Below are 17,067 nucleotides of genomic sequence, written 5' to 3' on the forward strand. Positions count from 1 at the left end.
CTGTTTACAGCAAAAACCACATGCTTCATGGCATGCGGTCACAATTACGATACTTTCGCCGTTCAACTCAGTTACTCCCCTTCACCTGCCCCTCCCCCACAATCCTAGCCACCACCTGCTCCTCTTCCCACTCTGCAGCTGGCTCCAGGCCTGCGCATTCCTCCGGGGTTGAGGAGGTGATAATGCCCTTGTCATAGAGAAAATATTTATCCGACCGCTCATCGTAAATATGGCTTGGCGGCGGCCACTGCTCTTCAGCACTATTGAACGGGCGATGGTCAACCACCGGCCAGTGACCGGACTGCAGCGCCGCTTCCTCCACGGCTACGGTAAATTGGGCTTCGCTTCCGCTCTCCTCCGGCAAATCCTCGGGCGATGCTCCCACATAATCATAGATGCTGAGCGATGTGTCCCGGTGCACTCGTCCAAAAGCATATTTTCCATCAGGCAGCGGAATCGCCAGTACATCTCCCAATTGTATCGTCGCTTTTTTGACTCGCATGGTTCACCAAACTCCTTATCCTGTTTATAACTGTTATGTATTTCCATAAATATCAGTCTATTTTTCCTTATATGTCCAATAAAATACCATCCGCCACTGAATAATCACTGAACAATTGAATGAAATGAGCGATTTCAAGCCATTAAAGCAGGCCTTCAGGGCCAGATGTCTATATTTTGTAACAAACTAACCTTGTTGCAGAAGCTTGTGAATTCACAAAAAAACGGTGCCTCCCGGCACCGTTTTTAGCGGACAATCGTCTGCCCTACCTGACGCAGAATATCGGCCATCGAGCCGGGGTCGTTCACATCATAATCGTCAATGTTCAGCCGCAGCACCGGACAAGCGGTGAATTCCTTGATCCACTGCGCGTAGCGCTCATGCATGTGCTCCCAGTAGGTAACATCGGTCTGAATCTCCATCTCCCGCCCGCGTTCAGTGATCCGGCGCAGAATTGACGGCAGACTGCCTTCAATATAGATCAGCACATCGGGATGGGGAAAATACGGCGTCATCACCATGGCCTCATACAGGCTGGTATAAGTCTCGTAGTCGGTCTTCGACATCGTGCCTTGATCGGCATGCATTTTGGCAAAAATCCCGGTGTCCTCATAAATGGAACGGTCCTGCACGAATCCGCCGCCCATCTCGAACATCTTCTTCTGCTCCTTGAACCGTTCGGCCAGGAAATAAATCTGCAGATGGAAGCTCCACCGCTCGAAATCATGGTAGAACTTCTCCAGGTACGGATTATGGTCCACCTGCTCCAGCGAGGTCTGGAAATTCAGGCGCTCCGCCAGAGAAGCGGTCAGCGTCGATTTGCCGACCCCTACGGTGCCTGCAACGGTGATAATGGCATTGTCCGGAATATGGTATGAGTTCATTTCATAAGCTCCTTTAGTTGTGCGGCAATTGCAGCATAGTCTTCCTTGTTCTCGACAAAATCAACCCGGTTCCCGTCAATGGTTACGATTACGGTGGAGGGTTCACGCAGGGCGAGCGAGGCCATCGCCGTATCATAATCTTCGATTAGCTGCTGCAGATAAGCAGGCGAAATCTCTTCTTCAAAAGAACGCCCGCGCTTGAATATCCGTGCCAGCAGCGTCTCCAGATCGGCCCGGATGTAGAGGATAATGTTCGGCTTTGGCAGATCGCCGGTCAGCACCTGATAAATCTGGCGGTACTTCTCCCGCAAGGTCCCTTTTAGTGTACGCTCGGCAAAGATCAGATTCTTGTATATATGATAATCCGAGATCACCGGTCTTCCTTGGCTTATGTACTCTTTAACGGTGTCCTCCAGCTGTTTATAGCGGTTGCACAAAAAGAACATTTCCAGCTGGAAGCTCCAGTCGTCCATATTCTGATAGAACTTGTCCAGGAACGGGTTCTCATCGACAATTTCCTTAATCAGGGGTAAATCGTATTCGCCGGCCAGCATGGTGGCGAGTGTGGTTTTGCCGGCGCCGATCGGTCCTTCGACGGCGATAAACGGTGCATGTGTCATTAAAGCTGATTTCCTCCTCAAGTCTTTCGTTCAGGCGGCGGACCCCGGACTTACCCTGAAGACCCGCTCAAAAAACAGACTAAATCATTGTATCACAGAGACAGCAGGATAGGCGGAACATTTTGCGAAACTTTTCATGATGCAGGCGCGTCTATTTGGATGCTGTGGTTCTTTTTTCCATAAGAAATATAAACTTGGTGTAAAGAGAGGATTTCAAACGATGAACAAAACATGGATCACCGGCACGCTGCTCAGTCTTGGTCTGCTGTCCGGTATTTTACCAGCAGGTGCGGCTGTGGCTGCGGGTACGGAAACAACGGTAACAGGGACAACGGTAACAGGAACAACGGCTGCCGGGACAGGCTCCGCTTCCGCAGAGACTTCGGCATCACCTCCGGCTACCACGCCTGCGTCGCCCGCCAATGTGGTGTCAGGCTCAAGCATCGTCGGCTTTGGAGCGGACTGGCTGCTCAAGAGGGATGGCGGCTACTGGGTCTGGGATTATAATCAGCCCGTTCCGACACAGGTGGAGGCGCTGACAGGGGTAACTGCTTCGTTTCCTCTGGGACTAGTGGTCATGAACGACGGCTCCATCAAGCACTGGCAAAATGACGACTACAGCCCTGCTGTAACCATTGAGCCTGTCAGCGGCATCAGCTCCATTGCGGATGTGGAGATGTGGCGGGCAACACCGCTTGTCGCCGATGGCAACGGTGCAGTGTATACGAAGCTTGGAGCTGCAGATACCGAGCCGAAACCCGGAGAGGGGTTATTCTTCACACCAGTGGCAGGCATTGACCAGGTCACCGACATCAACGGTTTTACAGAAACACGCTCCGATCTGAACAACTATAGATATACCTTCCTTAAGTCCGACGGCACGGTCTGGGTGGACAATGGCGAGCTGCAGGATTTCATGCCCATCCGTAACTTGAAGAACATCGTCCAGATCGCTGAGAACTATGCTTTGGACAAAGACGGCACCGTCTGGACTTGGCCGGATAGCTACACTTACGATCTCCCGGCAGGCGGCACCATCGCCTTCAAATTCCCGGCGCTGCCAAAGATTAAGAGCATTCAGCATGACAACAACTCCACCCTGGCGATTGACAGTCAATCGCGGCTGTGGTTCTGGGGCGGCACGGTGGCCGGCTATTCCGACGGCTGGGTCTACGAGAATCATCCCGAGCCGGTGCTGATCAATAGTATTCAGAACGTCAAGGACGCTTTTGTCGTCGAGCACTCGCTGATTGTATGGACAGCCGACAATAAAGTGTACGAGACCTCCATCGCCCGCAGCAGCATGCCGTCAAGTCCGGAGTTCAAGCTGCTGGCTTCTGAGGTGACAACCATTGTCCCGGGGGCCAGACATATGATCATGCAGAAGGCGGATGGCAGCCTCTGGGGCTGGGGCGTAAATAAGAACGCCCAGCTCGGCAACGGAGATTATGAGTTCAAGCACGATACGCCCGTCCCGGTCCAACAACCAATCTCCGTCTCGCTGAATGGTGAGAATGTGCCGCTGAGCAGCGGCGTCATCAGCCGGGGCGGGCAGAACTTCGTGCCGCTGCGTTCCTTCTTCGATAAGCTGGGCGCCGAGGTTGGCTTCGATGGCACGAAGAAGCTCGCAACCGTGACGCGCAAGGACCCCAGCCTGCCGGCGCTGTCCATCAGCGTGAACGCCAAGACCGGCGAGACCAGGCTGAACGGCCAGATCGTCAAGCTGGAGAACCTGCCCTTTACTACTGCGAACGGCATCGTATACCTGCCGCTGCGCTTCATCAGCGAGAAGCTGGGCGCGAGCGTACAGTGGCTGCCGCAGGAGGAGCGGATTGCGGTGACGATGAAGTAGGCTGCGGTGTAGCAGGCTCGGAAGTTATTATGTTCTGAAGCTGACGGCGAACATCCCCTTTCTTATTTAATATGACATAAGGTGACGTATTTATGCCCTATAATAAGTGGTATATCAACGAAAGGGGCCGCTGATTATGGCACGAAGAATTATTTTGGATTTAGCCGTTAGCTTGGATGGTTTCATTGAAGGGAAGAACGGGGAAACGGATTGGTGTATTATGGACCCTGAGATGAAATTTAATCAATTTTTAGATGAAATCGATACTATTTTATATGGAAGAACAAGCTATGACTTATGGGGACAATACACTCCCAAGATGGATGACACGGATGATGAAAAGGAGATCTGGGCGTCCATCCACAGCAAGGAGAAGGTTGTGTTCTCAAGAACGCAGTGGGGTACGGGCGACCCTAAAGTAACATTTATAAATGATCATATACGCGAAGAAGTAACTGCACTCAAGAATAAGCCCGGTAAAGATATCTGGCTGTATGGCGGAGCAAGTCTCATTACGACTTTTGTCCAGTCAGGACTTATTGATGAATACAGATTATCGGTTCACCCCATTGTCCTGGGAGAAGGCAAGCCGTTGTTCTCGGGTATCAAGCAGCGGATTAATCTGATGTTGGTTAATACAAGAGCTTTCGCCTCCGGCGTTGTGCAGTTGATTTACCGCTAGCCCATGAAAGTAGTATGGCGGCAGGCGGCAGGCGGCAGAATGAATGCGGTCAAATCGAGAGCGCTGCTTAACCGGATTACAGGCTATTAAGAGTAAGCAAATTGGCGCTGTCCTTCTCCAGCCTGAAGGACAGCGCCTTGCTTTGCCTATAAAGTAGTGCCTACGCCTCCAGTTGTCCCACACAACCGAGGGAATAAGTGTATTTCGTACAACTAAACAGGCAGAGATTCGCACTTTTCGGCAGATAGCTGCATTCTGTACAACTAAAAATGTGATTCCAGCCACCATCACAGCTTTTCTTACCATATAAGTGTACAAAGTGCAATTATACGGCTTTTGACCTTATAAATACGGATTATAATTGTACGGAATGCAATTATAATCCGTAAGCAAGGTTACAGTCTTAGGCGTGTGCAGCTGGACCAGCGGCTTGCTACGTAGCTTCCCAGTAGCTGACCAGTGGCTTGACCGGTCGCTTGACCGATGGCTTGATCGGTCGCTTGACCGTTGGCCTGACCAGTGGCCTGACCGATGGCCTGACCGGTCGCTTGCTCAGCAGCTAGCCAAGCGGCTTGCCGAATCCGGCCGCCTTACGTTGCCGGGCGGCAGCTAATTTGCCGCGCAGCCCGGTCAGCCACTCCGGCTCATGCGCCCAGGCCTCTGCGGAAGCCCGTCTTATCCGGGTATATCCGTACAAATCGGCGAACCGCCGGCAGGCCTCGGCCGACGGACCGTTCTCCGGCAGCGTGAAGCAGCTCCGGTAACCTTCCATAAAGTGGTCCTTCCGTTCCTCGTAGAGCTCCGGCGCTACCGCATCGCTCAGGCTGTCCAGCGCCTGCTCCAGATCAAGAGCGTACCAGTGGTACATCGCATCATCGAAATCAATGACATGGCATCCATCCGCGGCCGAATCATAGAACACGTTATCGGTCTCGAAATCATAATGGATCAGGCCGTAGTTATCCGGCGTAAGCGGAACCTGCGCGAAATATTCTGTGAGCAGCCTGGTTTCTTCAAGTGCCGCCATGGCCTCCGGCTCCGGCAAGCAAGGCTGCAAGGTGTCCCTGATCCACTCCAGCACCTCGTTGTGCGTCCATCTCTGCTCCGCCTCTGGGCGGTACTCCCGCGACAGCTTGTGCAGCTTCCCGAGTGCCTCGCCATACCGGCGGGCGATGTGCCCGGTTAGCTCCAGCTGACCGAGCTGCACACCCGGAACATGCTTGAAGACAGAAGCATAGTACGCTCCCCAAGGCGTCTCCGCTTCAGCCAGCAAGCCTGCTCCTGCGCGGGCCACCGGCACCGCTTCCATCACTGCGTAGCGTTGGGCCCGCAGGTAGGCCAGGAAATCCAGCTCGGCGAGCAGATTTCCCTTGCGTTTCTCACCCTTCGGCGCGAAGCGCAGCAGCCGTCTCTCTCCGCCGGATTGAAATGGATACACGGCGTTGGAAGAGATCCGGTAATACTGAAATAAATGCAGCGAAGCCGGATCATATTCGAAGTTACCCAGCAGCATCTCGGCCAGATCCGGCGTATGAAACAAATATTTTAAATTCAACATTCTCTTATTAAACACTCCTACCCTTTGAAAGATTAGAGATTGCAGTGCACCTTCATTGTGGTAGTTGTTAGATTAGCCCGGCGTTTCATGCCGATCACTCCCTTCAAAGTCGTGACTTACATTCTCTGGTGCACCAGCGCCATACCTCTTGCAGCAACAGGCGGCATGCAGGGACCTCATTCATGGTAACAGCATCATCCGCCTGGCGGCAATGGACAATACGGGTATAAGCATCCTTTACCACCGCCGAAGCCCGGTACTAAGCTCGCCACCCGCCCGTATACTACAAAACGCCCCGTCATCCCAAACAGGGACAGACGGGGCGTTTATATAATCAGTCGGGCCGTATTAAGACAGCCGGCCGCTGAAATCACTGAATTCGAACTCGCGGATGACCTTCAGGCCCTCTTCGTCATTGTACGAAGCGATGGCCGGCAGGTTCACGCCGTTGAACATATGGTTCTTGACCATGGAATAATGCGCCATGTCCAGGAAGACCAGCTTGTCGCCGTATTTCAGCGGCTCCGGGAAGGAGTAATCGCCGATAATATCCCCGGCGAGGCAGGTCATGCCGCCGAGCCGGTAGGTGTAGGCGAACTCGCCGGGCTGGCCGGCACCGATGATGTTCGGGCGGTAAGGCATCGCCAGCACGTCCGGCATATGGCATTCAGCCGACGTGTCGAGGATAGCGATGTCCATGCCGTTATGCATGGTGTCGAGCACCGTTGCCACCAGGTAACCGGTATTCAGCGCAACCGCTTCGCCCGGCTCCAGGTAGATCTCGACATTGTAGGTTTCCTTCATATGAATAATGCAGGCGATCAGCTTCTCCAGGTCATAGTCATCCCGGGTAATATGATGGCCGCCGCCGAAGTTGAGCCATTTCATGCCGTGCAGGTACTGTCCGAATTTCTCTTCCACAACCTTCAGCGTGCGCTCCAGCGTATCGGAGTTCTGCTCGCACATCGTATGGAAGTGCAGGCCGTCGATCCCGTCCAGCTCCTCCGGACGGAAGTTCGGCAGCGTCACGCCCATGCGCGAGAAGTTGTAGCAAGGGTCATAGAGCGGCACTTCAATCTCGGAATATTCCGGATTGACGCGGATGCCGCAGCTGATCGGCTTGCCGGCATTCTGCACCCGGTCCTTGAACCGGTTCCACTGGTCAAACGAATTAAAGACAATATGGTCCGTGTAGCCAAGCAGCTCGTCGAATTCACGGTCCATGTAGGCCGGTGCATAGACATGCACCTCCTTGCCCATTTCCTCGAAGCCCAGACGCGCTTCGAACAGGGAGCTGGAGGTTACGCCATGCAGGTATTGTCCGACCAGCGGATACAAGGCATGCATGGAGAACCCTTTTTGCGCGAGCAGAATCTTGGCCCCGCTCTTCTCCTGAACGTAATTCAGCGTCTCCAGGTTCTTCTTCAGCAGCCGTTCATCCACCAGATAGGCGGGCGAAGGCAGGTTGCTGATGTCGATATTGATATCTTTCATCACTTAAGTCCTAATCGAGCAGCGTCGGCGAGAAATCTTCTTGCCAAGGCAGTCCGTGTTTGTTGAGGGCATCCATGAATGGGTCCGGATCGAATTCTTCGACGTTGTATACGCCCGGCTTCTTCCAGATGCCTTTGATAATCAGCATAGCTCCGATCATTGCAGGTACGCCGGTTGTATAAGAGATGGCCTGGGAGCCAACCTCTCTGTAGCATTCCTCATGATCGCAGACATTGTACACATAATAAGTCTTAGGCTGACCGTCTTTGGTGCCCTGAATGATGCAGCCGATATTCGTCTTGCCTTTGGTTCTTGGTCCAAGGGAAGCCGGGTCCGGCAGGATCGCTTTCAGGAACTGCAAAGGAATGATTTCCTTGCCTTCGTACTGGATCGGCTCGATTGAAGTCATGCCGACATTTTCCAGCACCTTCAGGTGGGTCAGGTAGTTCTGCGAGAAGGTCATCCAGAAGCGGATTTTCTTCACGCCTTTAATATTCTTGGCCAGGGATTCCAGCTCTTCATGATACAGCAGGTAAATATCCTTCGGTCCGATCTCCGGGAGATCGTAGACCTTCTTCTCGGACAGCGGTGCAGTCTCAATCCACTCGCCGTTCTCGAAGTAGCGTCCGTTGGCGGTGATTTCGCGGATATTGATTTCCGGATTGAAGTTGGTTGCGAACGGGTAACCATGGTCACCGGCGTTGGCGTCAACGATGTCAATCGTATGGATTTCGTCAAAATAATGCTTCTGCGCATAGGCGGTGAATACACCGGTTACGCCTGGGTCAAACCCGCTGCCGAGCAGCGCAGTGATTCCGGCCTTCTCGAATCTTTCCTTGTAAGCCCACTGCCAGGAATATTCAAACTTCGCTGTATCCTGCGGTTCGTAGTTGGCAGTATCCACATAGTGCACTCCCGTTGCCAGGCAAGCATCCATAATGGTCAGGTCCTGATATGGGAGAGCGACATTAATCACGACATCCGGCTGGAAGCTCTTGATCAGTTCAATTACCTCGTCCGTATTATCCGCATCGAGCTGAGCAGTGGAAATCTTCGTTTGGCCACCGGCCAATTTATCCTTCAGAGCGTCGCACTTCGCAAGCGTACGGCTTGCAATGCAAATCTCTTCAAATACATCCGGGTTCTGGCAGCACTTGTGCACAACAACACTAGCTACACCGCCAGCGCCAATAATTAACGCTTTTCCCAAAATTGATAACCCCCTAAATTAAGAAATCCTTCATGCAAAAACGGGGTTCAGGCAAGGATTGCCAATTCCGCTCTGCAAAAATCAACAAGGCTGATTATACAGCCTGCTTCGCAATAAATCAATAAAAACCGACAAAAAATGCTGACGAGACTGTAAAATCTGCGATTTTTCCACTTAATACTCTTGAACTCATAAAAATACACTGAAATGCTCTGTATTCCTTCGATTTCTAAGAGAATATTCAGCATCGGTCCCGGCAGATATCCGGTCATATCCCGGTTTTTGGACAACTAGACAATTGTAGCACAAGCGAGACAGGCTTCATACTAAAATCTTTGTGGGAACACTCAGCCGGAACTTGGATGCATACCGCCGGACCGCCGAAGCTCTGCAATACCCTTTTACCCGTTCCGCTGGTTCTCAATCGTCAGGATGTCTATAGGTTGTCCCGTTTCGCTGCCGATCATTAACCAAGGAGCCATGTAATAGAAGGCTTGCCGCGAATTATAACAAAAAGGCCTCCGGCTGCCATACAGCAGTCAAAGACCCTTGTATTTACTGGTTGCGGACTCCTGACGTGATCCCGTCCGCAGTCCCGCTTGCCGCACCGCCGCCGTGGCCGAACAGCCACTTCAGTGCCTGCGGAAAATGCATGCTGAAAAATAAAGTATCATGCGTGCCGTCCGGATGAGTCTCAAAGCGCAGTCTCTGTTCTCCGAAGCCTTGCTGCTGCAGCAGCGCATGCGCCTTGCGGGTATTCGGCACCATTTCCTTCTGGACATTGGACTTGTAGCAGCCTTCCAGCTCACCTACATACATATAGAGCCGCCGGTCGTGCCCCTGCAGGGTATGGCTGTCCATATATTCAAGGATGCCTTCGTACCAGAAGGATGCGGACAGCAGCCCTTGGCGGCTGAACACCTCCGGGTAGAGATAGCCCGCATAGAGTGCGATCAGCCCGCCCAGCGAGCCGCCGATCACAGCTGTATGCTCCGCTTCCGGGAGGGTAGCATAACGCCCGTCAATTGCGGGCTTTAGCGTGAGTGCCAGCTCCTTCACGTAATCCGCCCCGCCCCCGCTGAAGCCGGGCGCCCCCGGGCGCAGGGACGGCGCAGGCCAAGGCGTATACTCATGGCTCCGGTCCTGTGGACAGACGCCGACCAGAATCAGCTCCGGCAGCTGCTGCGACAGAAACAGATGCTCCAGATAATTGAAGGTATCCATCATAACATCGCCGTCATCCTGCAGATACGCCACCGGGTAACGTCTTCCCGGCAGCCCATAGGACGGAGGTGTATAGACTACCATTCTGCGTCCTTCAACCTCTTCCCGCTTCAATCTCCCGTTCATTGCTTCAACCTTCCTTCATTCCTCTTGCCCGGCCGAGTATTGCGCATCATCTGGCCCGTGTGCGCAGCAGCAGCCAGATAAAGTAAGGCACCCCGATAATGGAAAGGACGATGCCGACGGCCAGCTCTACCGGAGCAAATACCGTTTTGCCGATGAAATCAGCAACGACAACCATCAGCATGCCGATCACACCGCATAGCGGAACGATATATTTGTAGGTATTGCCGATCAGCCGCCGGGCGATATGCGGGGCGATCAGGCCGACAAAGCCGATGCTGCCGGACACCGATACACAGGCGCTGATGAGGCCGACGCAGCAGAGCAGCAGCAGCTGGCGTTCCCGGCCGACGTTGACGCCGACCCCTTTGACGCTGGTCTCATGCAGCTGCATCAGGTCCAGCACGGCAGCACGCCGCCAGATCAGCGGCGTGAGAATCAGCAGCCACGGCAGGGTGGAGAGCACCTGCTGCCAGGTGGCATTATACACGCTGCCGGACAGCCAGACGGTGGCCATCTCGAAGTTCTGCGGGTCCATCTTCAGCGACACGTACAGTGTCACCGCGCCGAAGCCGGAACCAAGCGCGATGCCGACGAGAATGAGCTGCTGCGGGTGGAATTCGCCCTGATGCCGGGCGAACATATAGAGCAGAACCACGGCAACCAGTCCGCCCATGAAGCCGAGGAGCGGCATTGACAGCACCGAGACCCAACCCGGAGCCTCCATCGAACCGGCCGCAAAGAACATAAAGATCACGACGAATGCCCCCGCGGCGGCATGTATGCCGAGAATACCGGGATCTGCCAGAGTATTGCGGGTAATTCCCTGCAGCACTGCGCCGGCGATGCCGAGACCGAAGCCCACCAGCGCGCCGAGCACGATGCGCGGCAGGCGGAAATCGAAGATCACCAGATCATAATCCTCCACGGGGCTTATCCGCAGCAGTGTGCGGACCACATCCCCGGCCGATATGTCGAAGGTACCGTTCGTCAGACTGATGTACACAGCGCACAGCGTCAGGCCGCAGATGACCAGGAACAGCATCCAGAAGCGCGGTGCCTTGGACGGCGGCGATAAAGGATATTTATTCATGCCTTGCCGCCTCCTCTCGTCTTGATTAAATAGAGGAAGAACGGCACACCGAAGATCGCGGTGACGACCCCGACCGGTGTCTCGAACGGATAGTTCACGAACCGGCTGATCAAATCGCAGGCTGCCAGGAACAATGCGCCGAAGAAAGCGGCGAAGGGAATAATCTTGCGGTAATCCTGTCCGATAAGAAAGCGGGTGATATGCGGGATAATCAGGCCGACGAAAGCGATTTTGCCGGCGATGGCTACAGAGATACCCGTCAGGATCACGACGCTCAGCATCGTCAGACCTTTCACGAGCGGCACCTTCAGCCCGAGGCCCGAAGCGGTCTCTTCGCCCAGCGACAGCATCGTTACCGGACGGGCCATCAGAAGGCCCAGTGTCAGGCCGACGACGGCGAATGGTATTGCCAGCTTAATGATCTCCGGGTCCATCGCATGCAGTCTGGCGTTATACCAGTAGCTGATATTTTGCGATACCTGGAAATAGGCCGACAGCGCCTGGGATACCCCGCCGAGAAAGGTGCCTATAATGGTCCCGAGTATCGCCAGCGTCAAGGGGGAGGTGCCGCCGGGAAGCAGCTTCGCCGTTCCGAAGACGAGCACGGCTCCCAGCAGCGAGCCCAGCAGCGAGTACACAATCATGGACATGGACGATGCGCCGGGCATCAGCACCATGCACAGCGTGACGGCGAATACCGAGCCGTCGCTGATGCCCATAATGGACGGCGAGGCCAGGTAATTGCGGGTCATCCCCTGCATTAGCGCCCCCGATACGGCCAGGAACGCGCCGATCAGCAGCGCCCCCGCTACCCGCGGAATCCGCGAGGTCCGGATGATAATATGGTCAATGTTCTCCGGGTCGGTATGGAATATGGCATTCCACACCGTAGTGTATGTAATGTCTTTGGAGCCATAAAGGATGGATAGCACGAACTCAACAATGATCAGGCCCACTCCCGCCAGAAGCAGGAATGCCGTTTTGGCTTGTGTGTTTATCTTCATGCCGTCCGCTCTTTCTCGGGTCTGTCCATCTTACTGTAGTTCCCCTTCCGTACCGGCAATCCGTGACTTGCCGCACCAATGAAAATGATTCTCATTTACGATTATAGTGAAGGGCACTTTCCGCTTCCATGGACAAAACACGGAAAATCTATGGACAATCGGCGGCCAGCAGCTGGAGGGTCTGCCGCAGCATCCGCAGCTGGGCATAGGCGGAATGCTCACGCCACGGGTCTGAGCTAAGGTAATGCACCCGGTGTCTCTGCACCGCAGGAATCCGCATCCAGACCGGATCATTCTGCAGCTTCGCCCATTCTGTCAGCGTATCGCTCTCCCTGCGGATCAGCATCAGCAGATGATCGGCGGAAAGTGCGGCAATTTCTCCGGGCGTTACCGGAATATCGTAGGTTTCGGCGCCGTTCCTGAAGCCGGGCTTCAGCTCCAGCTCCCGGTAGAGCATGCTGGCCATGCCTTGATTGCAGTGCAGATACAGCTGCGGACCCAGCATGCGGACAACCACCACCGATTCTCCGGCAAGCAGGCCGTGCAGCCGCTCCCGGCCTGCGGCAATCTCCCGGTCGTAATGCTCCAGCCACCGCTCCGCCTGCCAGCTCTCGCCGAGATAGGCGGCCAGGCGTACAAATTGCCCGCGCCAGTCCCCCCCGGCCTCGCCGCAGTAATAGACAGGCGCAAGCTCCTCCAGCGCTGCCCGTTCTTCGGCCTCCAGCTCCTCCCCCGCAATCAGCAGATCGGCCGGAACCCGGCTGAGCAGCTCGATGTTGGCCTCCCATTCCTGATTGTTACGGTAGGCGCTGATGTGCAGCGGGATATCGCTGCGGTACCTCCGGTAATAGTATTCCGTCCATTTGGGATGCAGCGCCGCCGCATAAGGGACAATGTTCAGCGGCAGCAACTGGCCCAGCACCGCCGGAGTATAGGCGACCAGCCTGCGGCTGCGGCGCTTCATATAGACGGCCGGAGCCACGCCCGTCGCCTTCTTGAACTTGCGGCTGAAATAAAATTCATCGGCAAAGCCCACGCGGTGGGCGATGTCCTTCAGCTTGACGCCTTGATCGGCCATCAGCCGCTTGGCCTCCTGCAGCCGCAGCTCGGAGATGTAATCGACTGCGCTTTTGCCGTATTTTTTCTTGAACAGATCCAGAAAATATTTCGGACTCAGCTCGGCGGCCTGCGCCAGCTGCCGTGTCGTCACCGGCTCCATGTAATGCTCTTCTATGTATTGCTTGGCCTGCTCCAGCGCAGTGCCTGTGCTCCGGGGCTGACGGCGGCAGTTCACACAGATTGTGTAGAGCAGCTCCTGAAACTCAATCTGTGCGCGGAAGCTGATCCGCTGGCTGCCCTCCTCCGGAAGTCTGGAAACCTCGGTGAAGAGCGCGGAGATTTGCTTGGCGGGAAATACGGGCAGCAGTGTATCCGGCGGGAACAGGTCGGCATCCTTTACGGGATGATAGCCCTCTTCCCCTGCACCTCCCGCAGCGTAGACTTCAAAATAAAAAATATACATATCCAGTCCAACGGCCGGTGCGGCCGTTCCAATCGTCTGCTCGGGCAAGCAGAGACATACCGAGCCCGGAGACAATTCATATTGCCGGTGATCCACGATGAGCCCTACCGTACCTCCGGCTACCAGAATCAGGGCGTAGCAGAAGTTGAGCTGCTGCGGCAGCCGCACCTCATGCTCTCCCTTTAGCACCTGAACCGACAATAACCTGAAAGACAGCGGCTCCCACTTCTGCAGCCAGTCCTCTGCTTCAACAGCCGTTCGCATTTGTTCCATCGCCTGATTACACCACCATCGCTGAGCTAAGATCTTTTTAACAGTATAATTGATAATCATTCTCAATTACAATGACGAATTGATGGAGCAGATAGAATTCGCAGCCGTCAGGCGCATGTCTGCTGAACAAGCTCGCTTTAAGTGGATTTCCGCAAACTAAAATAGCCAAAATCAATTGGAGAAGTGATTTAAGTGGATAACAGCACACTAATTCGGACGATAGTAAGGCAGAACGTTCAAAACCTGGAATTTAGTTTGCTCATTTCCACTTATATTCTGCAAATCCACCAAATCGCTGAAATTAGTTGGCGATTATCCAATTAGTCTAGGCAGAGATATGGAACACTTGATACAACAAGAGGTCCCAGGCAGCGTTTAATAGCTCTGCCGGGACCTCTCGAATTATCGTACAAATGGAAATATGAATTCGGACTTATCTATTTCGTCTTCGGTTACTTCTTAGCGCCTTCATTAGCATTGAGCTTGGCGATCAGCTTGTCGCCTTCTACATCCAGGTTCGGAAGCAGACGGTCAAGCCATTTCGGCAGCCACCAGGCTTTGTCCTTGAAGACCGCCATAACAGCCGGAACGAGCGTCATGCGGATCACGAAGGCATCAATGAGAATACCGAAGGCAAGGGCGAAGCCGATCTGCTTGATCATGGCATCCGGCGCAAAGATAAAGCCGGCAAAGACGGATACCATGATAACCGCCGCCGCCAGAACGACGCGGCTGGCCAGCTCATAGCCGTGGACGACGCTCTCCGTTCCGCGGTGTCCATGAACATAAGACTCACGCATCGAGCTGACCAGGAAGACCTGATAATCCATCGCCAGCCCGTACAGGATGCCGGTAACCAGAATCGGCATGAAGCTGAGCAGCGGGCCGCCGGTGTCGAATCCGAACAGCGAATGCAGCCATCCCCACTGGTACACGGCGGTAGTTACGCCAAAGGTGGCCAATATACTGAGGACAAACCCGATGGTCGCCTTAATCGGCACGATAACCGAACGGAATACCAGCAGCAGAATGATCAGGGAGAGAATGACGATGATACCGACATAAATCGGCAGGGCATCGGCAAGCTTGGAAGACATATCAATATTGATTGCGGTAAAACCGGTCACGCCGATGGAGACGCCCGCGGCTTGTGCCAGATCGTAATCCGGGGAACGGAGGTCATGCACCAGGTCCTTCGTTTCTGTATCGGTCGGACCCGTCTTCGGCGTCAGGCTGATAATTGCCATGGTTCCCGTAGCGTTGATGCCCATCGGAGTAACCATCGCCACATTCTCATGCTGCTGAAGTCCCTGTGCGAGAATACCCAGCGTTTCGGCGGTAACATGACCGGCGGGGTCGCTTGGCTCGGCAACCAGAACCAGCGGTCCGTTGAAGCCTTCACCGAAGCCTTCGGTAATGGCGTCATAGCTTTGTCTGGCCGTAGTGTCCAGATTCGCAGAGGCGCCGGACGGAATACCCAGCTCCATTTCCGTCGCCGGAATGGCTGCCGTCCCCAGCACGATTACTGTGCCGGCAATGATCAGCCAGCGGTACTTAACCGTCCCCTTCGCCCAGCGAAGCGAGAATCCGCCATGCGATCCGTTTTTGGAAGAGGCTTTGCTCTTGTCGCGGATTTTCTGCGAGACGATTTTTTCGCCGATGAAGCCGAGCAGCGCCGGCAGCAGCGTTAGCGCCAGCAGGACATTCACAAATACGCTGGCTGCAGCGACCAGAGCCATGGTTGACAAGAATTCGATACCGATGATCAGCAAACCGCACAAGGCGATAATTACCGTTAGTCCGGCAAAGAAGACGGCGCTGCCGGCTGTTCCGATTGCCCGGCCGGCGGCTTCGCGTGCGCTTAGCTTCTCATCCAGAATGAGCCGCCGCTGCCGGTTCACAATGAACAGCGCGTAGTCTATGCCGACGGCAAGCCCGATCATAACCGCCAGAATCGGTGTGATATCGGTCAGGTTAATAAATTTGGAGATGGCGAAAGCTCCGCCGACGCTGATGGCTACGCCCAGAAGCGCGGTAATCAGCGGGAGTCCTGCAGCAACGACCGAGCCGAGCGTCATGAACAGTACGATAGCGGCGACAACAATGCCCACCACTTCCGTTGAACCGATCGCAATCTGGTTGGACAGCGATTCGCTCGGAATGGCGTTAATGCCTGTGCCATTCTCTTCGGTGGCGTTAACGGCATCGAGGACAGAATCGAGAACGGATTCAGGAAGAGCAGTTAACTGCTCGGTGAACTGAAACTGGAACAGCGCGGTTCCGCCGTCTGCGGAGAGCATCACGCCTGTCACCGGCACGCCGTCCGCCATCAGCGGGCCGAACGGAGCCGCCGCTGCGGCGCCTGCTTGGGCGCTTGCATCAGCACCGGCTGCGGCGCCTGCCTGGGCGCTTGCGTCAGCACCGGCTGCGGCGCCTGCCTGGGCGCTCGCGTCTGCACCAGCTGCGGCGCCCGCCTGGGCGCTTGCGTCTGCACCGGCTGCAGCAGCGCCTGCCTGGGCGCTTGCGTCAGCACCGGCTGCAGCAGCGCCTGCCTGGGCGCTTGCGTCAGCACCGGCTGCGGCGCCTGCCTGGGCGCTTGCATCAGCGCCGGCTGCGGCGCCTGCCTGGGCGCTCTCGTCAGCACCTGCTGCAGCTGCGGCAGCGGCCGCCAGCTCGGCAGGGTTGATGACATTCTCAAGGCTGTATACATCGTTCACAGCCTTCTGCAGTGCAGCAAGGCGCTCCGGCGTATCCAGACGTTCACCGTCCGGTGCCGTGAACACCACGCTGGCCTGCCCGCCGGAAGCGGCCGGAAGCTCTGCCGCCAATTGATCCAGCACCTTCTGCGCTTCGGTGCCTTCAATTTTCATTTCAGAGCTGGAATGGATACCGTTGACGCCAAGCATCGCAATGACAACGCCCAGAACTACGATCCAGCCGAAGAGAAAAGCCCATGGCTTGTTGTAGGCGCTTTTTCCCAATTTATACAATAATGTTGACATAAGTCGGTTCTCTCTCCCTTTTCT

At 55.0% G+C, this 17,067-nt stretch carries 13 protein-coding genes; 2 read left to right on the forward strand and 11 right to left on the reverse strand.

The features are described 5' to 3' along the window. Positions 1 to 67: 67 nt before the first annotated feature. The 3 genes from F1379_RS04775 to F1379_RS04785 all read right to left on the reverse strand — a co-directional run bounded on the left by F1379_RS04775 (position 68) and on the right by F1379_RS04785 (position 2,006). Positions 68 to 502 (reverse strand): immunity 26/phosphotriesterase HocA family protein, encoded by a 435-nt coding sequence (locus tag F1379_RS04775; protein ID WP_150266924.1) that lies wholly within the window; start codon positions 500 to 502, stop codon positions 68 to 70. Positions 503 to 747: 245 nt separating this feature from the next. Further along, the gene (locus F1379_RS04780) at positions 748 to 1,386 is read right to left on the reverse strand and encodes a deoxynucleoside kinase (protein ID WP_150266926.1); all 639 of its coding nucleotides are present in this window, start codon (positions 1,384 to 1,386) and stop codon (positions 748 to 750) included. Then, positions 1,383 to 2,006: a deoxynucleoside kinase gene (locus tag F1379_RS04785; protein WP_150266928.1), complete on the reverse strand. Its 624-nt coding sequence runs from the start codon at positions 2,004 to 2,006 to the stop codon at positions 1,383 to 1,385. The genes F1379_RS04780 and F1379_RS04785 overlap by 4 nt, the downstream gene beginning before the upstream one ends. 220 nt (positions 2,007 to 2,226) lie before the next feature. Between F1379_RS04785 and F1379_RS04790 the strand changes: the two genes are divergently transcribed. Next, positions 2,227 to 3,858 carry a stalk domain-containing protein gene (locus F1379_RS04790; protein WP_162551075.1) on the forward strand — a complete coding sequence of 544 codons (1,632 nt, stop codon included), beginning with the start codon at positions 2,227 to 2,229 and terminating at the stop codon, positions 3,856 to 3,858. Between the two features lie 136 nt (positions 3,859 to 3,994). Continuing rightward, positions 3,995 to 4,540, forward strand: coding sequence for a dihydrofolate reductase family protein (locus tag F1379_RS04795; protein WP_150266933.1), 546 nt, complete (start codon positions 3,995 to 3,997; stop codon positions 4,538 to 4,540). A 559-nt stretch (positions 4,541 to 5,099) separates the two neighbouring features. Here F1379_RS04795 and F1379_RS04800 read toward each other — a convergent pair. The 8 genes from F1379_RS04800 to F1379_RS04835 form a co-directional block, all read right to left on the reverse strand. Continuing rightward, on the reverse strand, positions 5,100 to 6,098 hold the full coding sequence (locus tag F1379_RS04800) for a phosphotransferase enzyme family protein (RefSeq protein ID WP_150266936.1): 999 nt from the start codon (positions 6,096 to 6,098) through the stop codon (positions 5,100 to 5,102). A gap of 348 nt (positions 6,099 to 6,446) precedes the next feature. Next, entirely contained in the window at positions 6,447 to 7,583 is a 1,137-nt protein-coding gene (nspC, locus tag F1379_RS04805) for a carboxynorspermidine decarboxylase (protein WP_420850476.1), read from the reverse strand. Between the two features lie 19 nt (positions 7,584 to 7,602). Further along, a complete protein-coding gene (locus F1379_RS04810; protein WP_150266940.1) occupies positions 7,603 to 8,802 on the reverse strand; it encodes a saccharopine dehydrogenase family protein in 1,200 nt (399 codons plus the stop codon). A 555-nt stretch (positions 8,803 to 9,357) separates the two neighbouring features. Further along, a complete protein-coding gene (locus F1379_RS04815; RefSeq protein WP_150266942.1) occupies positions 9,358 to 10,152 on the reverse strand; it encodes an alpha/beta hydrolase in 795 nt (264 codons plus the stop codon). A 46-nt stretch (positions 10,153 to 10,198) separates the two neighbouring features. Continuing rightward, entirely contained in the window at positions 10,199 to 11,242 is a 1,044-nt protein-coding gene (locus tag F1379_RS04820; protein ID WP_150266944.1) for a FecCD family ABC transporter permease, read from the reverse strand. Further along, positions 11,239 to 12,246, reverse strand: a complete 1,008-nt coding sequence (locus F1379_RS04825) for a FecCD family ABC transporter permease (RefSeq protein WP_150266946.1) — start codon at positions 12,244 to 12,246, stop codon at positions 11,239 to 11,241. Before F1379_RS04825 ends, F1379_RS04820 begins: the two co-directional genes overlap by 4 nt. A gap of 148 nt (positions 12,247 to 12,394) precedes the next feature. Then, complete coding sequence (locus F1379_RS04830) at positions 12,395 to 14,041, reverse strand: helix-turn-helix domain-containing protein (protein ID WP_239004556.1); 1,647 nt, start codon at positions 14,039 to 14,041, stop codon at positions 12,395 to 12,397. A 452-nt stretch (positions 14,042 to 14,493) separates the two neighbouring features. After that, positions 14,494 to 17,043, reverse strand: coding sequence for an MMPL family transporter (locus tag F1379_RS04835; protein ID WP_239004557.1), 2,550 nt, complete (start codon positions 17,041 to 17,043; stop codon positions 14,494 to 14,496). Positions 17,044 to 17,067: the final 24 nt, after the last annotated feature.

The sequence above is a fragment of the Paenibacillus tepidiphilus genome (genome assembly GCF_008635795.1).
Classification (GTDB): domain Bacteria; phylum Bacillota; class Bacilli; order Paenibacillales; family Paenibacillaceae; genus Paenibacillus_AQ; species Paenibacillus_AQ tepidiphilus.